The 10,875-nt window shown below is 28.2% G+C and carries 8 protein-coding genes; 7 read left to right on the forward strand and 1 reads right to left on the reverse strand.

Annotated features, from left to right (window positions below; genetic code table 11):
• Position 1: 1 nt before the first annotated feature.
• Genes AVBRAN12647_RS04580 through flhB form a run of 7 tightly spaced genes read left to right on the forward strand, consistent with a single transcriptional unit; the run spans position 2 to position 8,898 of the window.
• Positions 2 to 1,012 carry a hypothetical protein gene (locus AVBRAN12647_RS04580; protein ID WP_336612630.1) on the forward strand — a complete coding sequence of 337 codons (1,011 nt, stop codon included), beginning with the start codon at positions 2 to 4 and terminating at the stop codon, positions 1,010 to 1,012.
• A complete protein-coding gene (locus AVBRAN12647_RS04585; RefSeq protein WP_214117402.1) occupies positions 990 to 1,925 on the forward strand; it encodes a tRNA dihydrouridine synthase in 936 nt (311 codons plus the stop codon). Before AVBRAN12647_RS04580 ends, AVBRAN12647_RS04585 begins: the two co-directional genes overlap by 23 nt.
• A complete protein-coding gene (locus AVBRAN12647_RS04590) occupies positions 1,909 to 4,095 on the forward strand; it encodes an endonuclease MutS2 (RefSeq protein WP_239803005.1) in 2,187 nt (728 codons plus the stop codon). Before AVBRAN12647_RS04585 ends, AVBRAN12647_RS04590 begins: the two co-directional genes overlap by 17 nt.
• Positions 4,096 to 4,103: 8 nt before the next feature.
• The gene (locus AVBRAN12647_RS04595) at positions 4,104 to 5,906 is read left to right on the forward strand and encodes an EAL domain-containing protein (protein WP_336614762.1); all 1,803 of its coding nucleotides are present in this window, start codon (positions 4,104 to 4,106) and stop codon (positions 5,904 to 5,906) included.
• A complete protein-coding gene (dapE, locus tag AVBRAN12647_RS04600) occupies positions 5,899 to 7,023 on the forward strand; it encodes a succinyl-diaminopimelate desuccinylase (RefSeq protein WP_336614763.1) in 1,125 nt (374 codons plus the stop codon). The genes AVBRAN12647_RS04595 and dapE overlap by 8 nt, the downstream gene beginning before the upstream one ends.
• Positions 7,013 to 7,843, forward strand: a complete 831-nt coding sequence (nadC, locus tag AVBRAN12647_RS04605; protein ID WP_336614764.1) for a carboxylating nicotinate-nucleotide diphosphorylase — start codon at positions 7,013 to 7,015, stop codon at positions 7,841 to 7,843. Before dapE ends, nadC begins: the two co-directional genes overlap by 11 nt.
• A complete protein-coding gene (flhB, locus tag AVBRAN12647_RS04610) occupies positions 7,843 to 8,898 on the forward strand; it encodes a flagellar biosynthesis protein FlhB (protein ID WP_336613907.1) in 1,056 nt (351 codons plus the stop codon). Before nadC ends, flhB begins: the two co-directional genes overlap by 1 nt.
• A gap of 113 nt (positions 8,899 to 9,011) precedes the next feature.
• On the opposite strand, the gene AVBRAN12647_RS04615 is transcribed toward flhB, so the two are convergent.
• The gene (locus tag AVBRAN12647_RS04615; RefSeq protein WP_214117407.1) at positions 9,012 to 10,625 is read right to left on the reverse strand and encodes a SulP family inorganic anion transporter; all 1,614 of its coding nucleotides are present in this window, start codon (positions 10,623 to 10,625) and stop codon (positions 9,012 to 9,014) included.
• Positions 10,626 to 10,875 lie beyond the last annotated feature (250 nt).

Raw genomic sequence — 10,875 nt, forward strand, 5'->3', positions numbered from 1 at the left:
TATGAAAATTAGAAATTTTTTAATTTATTCTATTTTATATTTAATGTTAATTGGACTTATTATTGTTATATTTTTTAATGATTTATTTAACTCTACAAGAGTAATTAATTTAGGAATTTTCAATTTTCAAAAAACATTTGAATTTGATAGCTTTACTTGGGTTTGTATGCCACTTGTTATATATGTTATATTTGCATTACTTTATTTTTATTTTTCATTTATTTCTTTTCATTTTTCAACAAAAAGACTTATTAAAGATGGTAAAAAATTTGAAATGTTTTTAGAAGATTTAGTTTTAGATAAAAAGAATATTTACAAGTTTAAAACAAAAGAAATTCAAGACGCTAGTGAATTAGTAAAATCACTTTATTACAATCAAGCAGGAACAAGTGCTGATAAATTAAATAATGCAATAGCTATAAAAGCAATGGTTGAAAATGGAGAAATCTGTGATTTAAAACCATTTAAACTATCTAAAGACAATACAATTTATTTAAAAAACGAAGCAAATAAAGCTAAAAATGATTTAAATTACGCTTATAACTTACTAAAAAATCAAGAAGAAATTCAAGATGAAATCAGCCTAAGTGCTTACAATAATCTAATTTTAAACGGCATTTATGCAAATATTAAAACACTAAAAATTCAAAAAAGCAAAGAAGATATTAAAATCCTTTTAAATAGATTTGCTAATGATGATTTAAGTCTTAGCAATGCTGAATTAGAAGTTTTAATTTTTAATGATAATTTTGAAGAAGGCGAATATTTAGATTTTGCAAAAGAATTATTTGCAAAAATTGAGCCAAATAGCCTAAAAGCAATCTTTTTAAAACTAAAAAATGAAAAAGATAACGCATTTAGAGCGTATTTATATATACTTGCAAAACTTGCGCTATTTGATGAATTAATAGAAGAAATTTATGGTAGCGAAGCTGATTTAGAAGATTTTAAATTAATTGTATTTTTAAAAGAACAAGGTAAAACTTACGATGTTGATAAACTTATTTGCTAATTCTAAGCCCTTATTTCTAGCACCAATGGCAGGTCTTAGCGATCTTGCCTTTAGAAGACTTGTTAAAAGATTTGATTGTGATGTAACAATTAGCGAAATGATTAGTTCAAACGCTCTTGTTTATGAGAGTGAAAAATCTTTAACTATGTTAGAAAAAGATAAAAGCGAAAGACCTTTCATAGCTCAAATTGCAGGCTCAAATAAAGAAATTATAAAAAAAGCAGTTGAGATTATAAATAAAGAAGAAAACATTCACGGGATTGATTTTAATTGTGGCTGTCCTGTAAATAAAGTTATTAAGCAAAATGCAGGTTCAGCACTACTTAAAGATTTAGATAATCTAAAATCACTCCTAGATATTATAAAAACCAATAATAAAGTAGGCACAACAAGTGTTAAAATAAGACTTGGTTTTAATGAGTGCGAAATAGAAAAAATAATAAATGCTTTAAACGAATTAGAGCTAGATTTTATAAGTATTCACGGAAGAACTAGAGCAGGAATGTATAGTGCTAAGGTAGATTATAACGCTATAAAACTAGCAAAATCTTTAGCAAAAACCAAAATAATTGCAAACGGCGATATATCTTATGAAAATCATCAAATGGTATTAGAACAAACTAATGCTGATGGGCTTATGATAGGAAGAAATGCTGTTGGAAATCCTTGGATTTTTTCTCAAATTAAGGGTAAATTTAATGAAATTAATAAAAGCGAAATCATACTTACGCATTTTGAATTTATGTGTGATTTATACAAAGATTATGCTTGTTCGTTGTTTAGAAAACACTTGCACGAATATTCAAAAGGCTTAGCAAATGCGAGTGAATTTAGAAATGAAGTAAATAAAATTAATGAGCCTAAAATTATGCTAAATACGATAAAAGAGTTTTTTGATGCTACAAATTATTAAAAACCTTGATTTAGTTGAATATTTAGATGAATTATTTGCTTTATTTGCTAGAAATAAACCTTTATTTATTGAAGGGGATACTAATTTACACCTAGCAAGAATTAATGAATTATGCGAATATGAATTAAAAGAATTAAAAAGCGTAAAAGATTTAAGCAAAGCATTAAATCATCTTAGCAAAAAAGGCATTTTACACCTTGATGAGATAGAAGAATTTGTAAAGATTTTAAATTATTTTAAATACTTATTTCAAATTCCGTTTTCAAATTCTTTTAAAAAATACCTTGAAAAAATCATAATTCCTAATGAAATTGAAAATATATTAAAATATTTTAAAGACGATGTATTTGATGAAGAAAAAGATGAGCTTTTACAAAGTATAAAAATCAAAATCAAAGAATTAAACCAAAGCATAAATCAAAATCTAAGAAGCCTGTTAAACTCAAAATCACTTGAAAGCTATTTAATAGATACTCAAATACATTTTATATCAAATACTGAATGCTTATTGGTTAGGGGCGGATTTGCTAAAGTGCTTGATGCTAGTATTGTTGCAAGAAGTAGTGGTGGTGGATTTTATGTAGAACCTAGCAGTATTTTAAACTACAAACAAGGCATAAAAAGATTAGAAAATGAAGCCGATGCTAAAAGATTTGAATACGCAAAACAATTTAGTGAAATTTTATCTAAGCATTTATTGTTTTTAAAGTTCATAAATAAAGAATTTGATTTAATAGATAGCTATATTGCAAGGGTTAATTTTGCTAAAAAGAAGGATTTAAACTTCATAACTCCAAGTAATGATGATAAAATTATCTTAAGTGAGTTTTGCCACCCCGCTTTAAATAATCCAAAACCTGTTAGCGTAGAGTTTAAAGAGCAAGTTTTATTAATAACAGGTGTAAATGCGGGTGGAAAATCAATGCTACTTAAAAGCATTTTAGCTGCTAGTTTTATGACAAAATATCTAGTTCCTATGAGAATTAATGCAAACAAATCTCACATAAGCACTTTCAAAGAATATATAAGCATTATTGAAGACCCACAAATGGCTAAAAATGATATTTCTACTTTTGCAGGAAGAATGTTAGCATTTGCTAAAATGAATGGTAAGAAAAATTTCTTATTAGGGGTTGATGAGATTGAGCTAGGAACTGATTTTGAAGAAGCGAGTTCATTATTTTTTACCCTAATTTGTGAGCTGAAAAAACACGGAAAACTAATAATTACCACCCATCACAAACGCTTAGCAATGCTACTTGCTAAAGAAGATAAAGTAGAATTATTAGCAGCTTTATATGATATTAAAAATGAGCGTCCTAAATATGAGTTTTTAGCAGGTATTGTTGGTAAATCTTATGCTTACGAGACGGCTTTAAGATATGGAATAAGTGCTAGTTTGGTTGAACTTGCTAGAAAAAGCTCTAGCGAAGCTGAGCAAAATATAAATGAAATGCTAAATAAAAACCTAGAACTTGATGCAAAACTTAAAATGCTAATTGCAAACAACGAAAAAAAAGAAAATAAATTAAACAATCTCTTAGAAAGCCTAAAAGATAAAGAAAATAAATTAATTGAAGAATACAAAAAACGCAAAAATGAACTAGAAAATGAATATTTTAAAGCAATAAATGCGGCTAAAAAAACTCTTGATTTTTCTGATTTAAAAGACAAACAAAGACAAATTAATGCAGCAAATGTATTAAAGCAGCAAATAAAACCAGAAAGCGTTAAAAGAGAAGAATTTAAAATAGGAGATTTTGTAAAATACGAAAAAATTAAAGGCAAAATCATAGCTTTAAATAAAAATATAGCAACCGTGCAAACTGATATGCTACAATTAAAACTTGATATTTCAATGTTAAAAAGAAGTGGCGAAACTCCTAAATCAAATTCTAGCAAAGTAACTTATGAAAAAAGTGTAAGCAATGCTAGCACTAAATTAGATTTGCATGGATTAAGAAGCGAAGAAGCTATTGAATTATTAGATAAATTTATTTCAGACGCACTAATAATTGGATTTGATGAGATTATCGTATATCACGGCATTGGAACAGGTCGCTTAGCTTATGCTGTAAAAGAATATTTAAAAACTAATAGGAGTATAAAAAGCTTTTGTGATGCACCTGCAAATGCTGGTGGATTTGGGGCTAAAATTATAAGATTGTAGGTTGAAAAATGGAAAACAAGGATTTTAAAAAAATAAAAAATATTTTATATTTATTAATTGGTGTTTTTGTTCTACTTAATTTTTATCTTTTTATGGATTCTAGAAATTATGTTAGATTATTTACAGAAAGCTACTTACATTCATTAGTAAATAAAGAAGAATTTAAATCTTCTAAAATATTAAGCGAATTTATCGTTCAAGACAATAAAATTATCTCAAAAAATGATAATAGTCCTAAATTAAGTGAATTAGAAATTAAAGAATTAGTAAAAAATAATAGTTTTTACGAAGCTATAAAAGTAGATAAAAATCAATTTGACATAAGATATTATGAATTAATTAATGGGGCTTATTATGGCTTTAATAACCAATTTTACCTTACAAATTCTAGATTTTACCAATTTTACATACCTGTGCTTTTAAATATTTGTTTTTTTATTTTAATTTATAACTTATATAAACAAAAAAATCATATCTCAGCACAATACCAAAGAAGTATTAGCACATACACTAAAAGAATAGAAAAACTTGAAATTGAAGCAAGTATAGACCCACTAACTCAACTAAAAAATAAAAGAAGCTTGGAAAAATCAATCGTTCTTATGAAAAATCCAAAATTATTATTAGTTGATATTGATGAGTTTAAAAAAATTAATGATTATTTTGACGCTAATACTGCTGATGATTTATTAAAACATATTGCCTTAATTATGAGCGATTTTGCTGATGAAAACCACTTAGAAGTCTATAAGCTTGATGGAGATTTGTTTGCGCTTTTAGAAGATAATATTGAAGATGAACAAAGGTATGAAGAATTAGTAACAGAGCTTATGCAAGAGCTTAAAAATAAAGATTTAACAATAGAATATAATCACCAAATAGCTAGCATAGTTCTAACACTTACAATGGGACTTTGTTTAGAAAATGAAAATACACTTAAAAAAGCATTTATTGCACTAAAAAGAGCAAAAAGAGATAATAAGAATTTCGTTTGTTATTCTAAATTTATAGATGAAGAAAAAGAATATTTCCATCAACTAAGCACAGCAAAATCAATTCAAAGTGCAATAGCAAAAGATGAAATCTTACCTTTTTTCCAACCTATTTTTGATAAAGATAAAAACATTACTAAATTTGAATCTTTAGTAAGAATTGTCAAAAAAACTCCTGAAGGAACCGATGTAATCACTCCAGGTGCTTTTTTAGCAGTTTCAATTAAAATGAAACAATACGAAATTATTGAAAATTTCATAATAGAAAAAGTTGTTCAAACTTTAGTTGAAAACCAAGACATTGTTTTATGCGTAAATCTTGGCGGAAGGGATATGATTGATAGTGCTAAAAATAATAAATTCATAAATCTTTTAAGAAGAACAGGGGTTGCTAATCGCTTAATTATTGAAGTATTAGAAGATGAAAATATTTCACAAAATGAAAAAATAAAAGACTTTTTAAAAAGAATAAAAGAATTAGGCTGCAAAATAGCAATAGATGATTTTGGTAGTGGATTTAGTAATTTTTCATATTTATTAGAATTAATGCCTGATTATATTAAAATAGATGGAAGTATTATAGAAAAAATTACAAAAGATGAAAAAAGTGAAAAAATAGTCAAAACTATAGTTTTATTCTCAAAATCTCTAGGTATTAAGACCGTTGCAGAATTTGTAAGTACAGAAGAAATATTTAAAAAATGTATCGAAGTTGGTGTAGATGAGTTTCAAGGATTTTATTTAGGCAAACCAAGTCCAACTTTTACTCAAGAAGAAATTGATTTAGACTTTTATCATTTAAAGGAAAAAAATGCTTAAAAAATTATTTATAGACCTTTTAAAAGAAGCTAGTGTTACTCCTGATGCTAAGAATTGTTATAAAATTACAAGTGAGTTTTTATCTAATTTTGATAATGAAATCCTAGCTATAAATAATACTACAAATCAAATTCTAAGCAAAGAATTTAACAAAGTTGGTTTGCATATTTGTTTTTGCGGACATATTGATGTAGTTCCTAGTGGAAATGGCTGGGAAAGTGAGCCATTTTTACCAATTATAAAAGATGATTTAATAATAGCGCGTGGCACTCAAGATATGAAAAGTGGCGTTGCAGCATTTTTGTATGCAATTAAAGAATTTAGCAAAAACAATATTAAAAATATAAGAAAAATCAGCATTGTTTTAACAAGTGATGAAGAAGGAGATGGTAAAGATGGAGTTATCAAGGTTTTAGAAGAATTAGACAAAAGAAATGAGTTGCCTAATATGTGCATAGTTGCCGAGCCAACTTGCGAAAAAAACTTCGGTGATAGCATAAAAGTTGGTCGTAGGGGTAGCATTCACGCAAGCATAAAAATATTAGGAACTCAAGGTCATGCAGCCTATCCATCAAAATGTAAAAATCCCGTTCATTTAGGGGCTTCGTTTTTAGCTAAAATTTCAGGATTTGATTTAGATAATGGCAATGAGTTTTTTGAACCAAGTAAAATAGTAATTACTAATTTAAGTGCAGGAATTGGTGCATCAAATGTAACTCCTAGTGAGTTTAAAATTATGCTAAATGTTAGAAATTCTCCACTTACAAGCAAGCAAGATTTAGAAGATTTTTTAAGAGAAAATTTAAAGAATTTAGATTATGAATTAGAAATCAAACAAAGTTCAGAGCCATTTTATACAGACGCTAATTCAATACTTGTAAAAACTCTTAAAAAAGCCTTAGAAAATCAAGGTATTTTCAATACTAGCTTAAACGCAAAAGGCGGCACTAGTGATGCAAGATTATTTGCAAAATACGGCGTTTTAGTCTGTGAATTAGGCGTGGTAAATGATAAAATCCACGCAGCAAATGAAAGCGTGCCTTTTAGTGAAGTTGTAGCTTTAAGTAATACATTTTTAGAGTTTTTAAACTTAATGGAGGCAAATAATGTTAATTAATAGTGAAATTGAACTTATTAAAAAAGAATTAAATGATGATTTAGGTAGGGGAGATTTATTCTCACAACTTGAAAATAATGAAATAATAAAAGCAAATCTTAAGGCTAAAAGTGATGGGGTTTTTGCTGGAGAGCCTTATTTTAAAGAGATTTGTAAAATGCAAAATATTGAATATGAATTATTTATAAAAGATGGGCAAAGTTTCAAAAAAGGCGATATTTTAGCAAAATTTAAAACCTTAAAAACTACTTTATTAATAAGTGAGCGAACCATACTTAATTTTATTCAACACGCATCAGGGATTGCTACAAAAGTTGCTTCAATGAAAGCTTTAATAAAAGATTATGATGTAGCTTTGCTTGATACTAGAAAGACAAGACCTGGATTAAGAGTGTTTGAAAAATACGCAATTCGTTGTGGTGGTGGGCAAAATCATCGTTTAGGTTTAGATGATTGTATAATGCTAAAAGATACTCATTTGCTTGGAGTAAAGGATTTAAAATCTTTTATAAAAGAGCTAAAAAGCAAAATCCCATATTACACTCCAATTGAAATTGAGTGCGATACAATTGAACAAGTAAAGGCTGCTTTAGAAGCTAATGTAAATGCGATTTTACTTGATAATATGAGCCCTAGTGAGTGTGCTAATATAGTAAAATTAAGAGATAGTTTAGGCATTAAAGTTATCTTAGAAGCTAGTGGGGATATTAACGAAAACACCATAGTTGAATATGCTAAAAGCGGAGTTGATGTAGTAAGTTCAGGCTCAAATATTTATAAGGCTACTTGGGTTGATTTTTCTATAAGACTTGGTGAGTAATTATGGCTGATGATGCAGAAAAGACAGAAGAACCCACAGATAAAAAGATAGAAGACGCCAGAAAAGAAGGAAATGTCGCTAAAAGTCAAGATGTGGCAGCACTTATAACTCTTTGCGTTGGTTTTGGCTTTGCTTTATTTTGGGTTTATTTTCTGCACGAAAGAATTACGGCTTTATACATTTATTATCAGAGTTTAATAGGTAGCGAAATTGATAATAAATTGCTTTATAAAATAGGTATTAAAACCCTTTTAGAGCTTACATTAATGGTATTACCACTTGCTATTGCAATTGCTATTGCTGGAATTATTGCAAATGTTATGCAAATAGGCTTTAATTTCACACTCAAACCCATAATGCCTAATTTTGGCAAAATCAATCCAATCAAGGGCATTAAAAATATAATTTCAATGAAAAAGCTAATAGAATTAGTAAAAATCATTCTAAAAGTTAGCGTTATTTTCGGCATTGTTGGGTATTTTATATATAGCTTTTTGCCAGGACTTAGCCATTTAGCAATTTTGCCACTCATTAAACAAATGGAGTGGTTAAGAGATAAAATCATAATCCTTTTTGCAGCCGTTATTTGCTCATTTTTAGTATTTGGAATACTTGATATTTTTATAGTTCGTTTTCAGTATTTTAAAGGACTTAGAATGAGTAAGCAAGAGATTAAAGATGAATACAAGCAAATGGAAGGAGACCCGCAAGTAAAGGCAAAAATCAGACAAATTCAAATGCAAGCAGCAAGAAATCGTATGATGCAAGATGTCCCTAATGCTGATGTGGTAATTACCAACCCAACTCATTACTCAATCGCAATTGCTTATGATAAGACAAAACATAAAGCCCCTGTGGTATTAGCAAAAGGAGTTGATAATATCGCCTTTAAAATCCGTGAAATAGCACAAAAACACGATATTCCAATATATGAGCAAAGAGAATTAGCAAGATCACTTTATAAGATTTGTGAAGTAGGAGATGAAATCCCTGTAGAATTATATAAGGCAACGGCTGAAGTCTTAGGCGTAATTGCTAGAATGAGTAGAAGATAATTTAAATTCTTTTTAAACACAATACAAAATATAAGCACCAAAAATCTTCATAAAATCAAAAAACAATATCGCCAAATATAATTTTGAAAAATACTTTTAAATAGTTTTAATAGCTATTTAATAGTCATTTCAACGCTCCAATAAAAATTATCTACTCCAATAGCTTCAACAATACCGCTTCTTTTCATAATTTCTTTAATATCAGGAGAAACACCTGCAATAAATACGGGAATTTTTCGCTTTTTAATAGCTTCTATTACTTCAAGAAAGGCACTTGCTCCTGAAATATCCATATAAGTTGTCCCACGCATAGAAAATATAATCGCTGTTTTATAATTTATTCTGCTAGTTAATTCTAAAATTTTATCCGTATTAGAAAATATAATAGCTCCCATTATATAAATTACTTCAGCTTGTTTTATATGTTGTGGTAAAGGAGAATTTAAATCAGTAAATTTCTCACTATCAAAATAATCAAATTTAATTTTTAAGTTTGAAATCTGAACCATTAAAAGCATTAAAGATAAAATCACGCCTATTAAAATTGCAATTGTTAAATCAAAAATAATAGTTGCTAACATAGTTGCAAAAAACTGAACTAAAGCACCTTTAAATCTATTTTTAAAAAAATATTTAATAGTATGCCACTCATTCATTCTAAATGCAGTTACAAATAAAATTCCAGCTAACGCACTAAGTGGAATTAAACTCATAATCGGTGCTAAAACAAGCATAGATACCAATAAAATTATAGAATGAAATATACCAGTAAGCCTAGTAACAGCACCAGACTTAATAGCCACGCTAGTTCTAGCAATAGCAGCAGTCGCAGGAACTCCACCGCAAAAAGGAACTAAAATATTGCCTAAGCCTTGAGCTATTAATTCTCTATCGCATTTAAGTCTAACACCAACCATTCTACCTCCACTTGCACCACATAACAAGCTCTCTATCATACCCAATAAAGCAATACTTATTGCAGGAGTTATCAACTCTTTTAAGTGTAAAATATCAAAATCACTAAAAGCAAACCTATCATCTAAGATTATGTTAGTAGGAATTACCCCTATTCTTTGAATATCTAATGAAAAAATTATACTTATTAATGTAGCGACTATCAGTGCAATTAATGAAGCAGGAGCGTATTTTTGATATTTTTTAGGATAAGCTAACATAAAAACTACTACGAAAATACATATAAAAACTGAAATATAATTAATATCTAAATCCATTTTAAAATAATTTATTGTTTTTTCCAACGTTGTAATTCCACTAGCTTTAACACCTAATAAATTATCAATTTGACCTAAGGCAATAATAACAGCAATTCCTGAAGTAAAACCTGTAATTACAGGCATAGGAATAAATGCAATCACTCTACCAAAATGAAATAATCCTGCAAAAATTAATAATAATCCAGCCATCAAAGTAGCCACAAAAACACCTGTTAGTCCATATTGAGTAGTTATGGCAATTAAAATAGCAGCCATTGCACCGGTTGGACCTGATATTTGATAATAAGCTCCACCAAATAACGATATTACAAACCCAGCTAAAATAGCAGTAATAAGTCCTGAAGCTGCACTTGCCCCACTACTAACACCAAATGCAAGCGCTAAAGGCAGAGCAACAGCAGCAACCGTAGCACCAGCCATTAAATCTTGTAATAATTTCATCTTGTTATATTCGGTAAATTCCAGTCTTAAATCTTGAAAATAGCTTTTCATCAAAACATTCCTTAGGTATATTTTGTTAATCATATCAATGATTGTTTTAAAACTAGCTTTTAATACTAAATCGTAATTTCTAATTATTCTATTAATACTATGTATAATACTATAACCCCCCCCAACCCCACTCTAAACAACACAAACAATACTTTAAATTAAAAACTAAAAAGCAATTAAAATCTAAAAATAACCTTCACTAACTACTAAAAACAATTAAAAACACACACCATAATAAAATAATCTTAAA

This window comes from Campylobacter sp. RM12647 (genome assembly GCF_020138135.1).
In the GTDB taxonomy this organism is placed as follows: domain Bacteria; phylum Campylobacterota; class Campylobacteria; order Campylobacterales; family Campylobacteraceae; genus Campylobacter_E.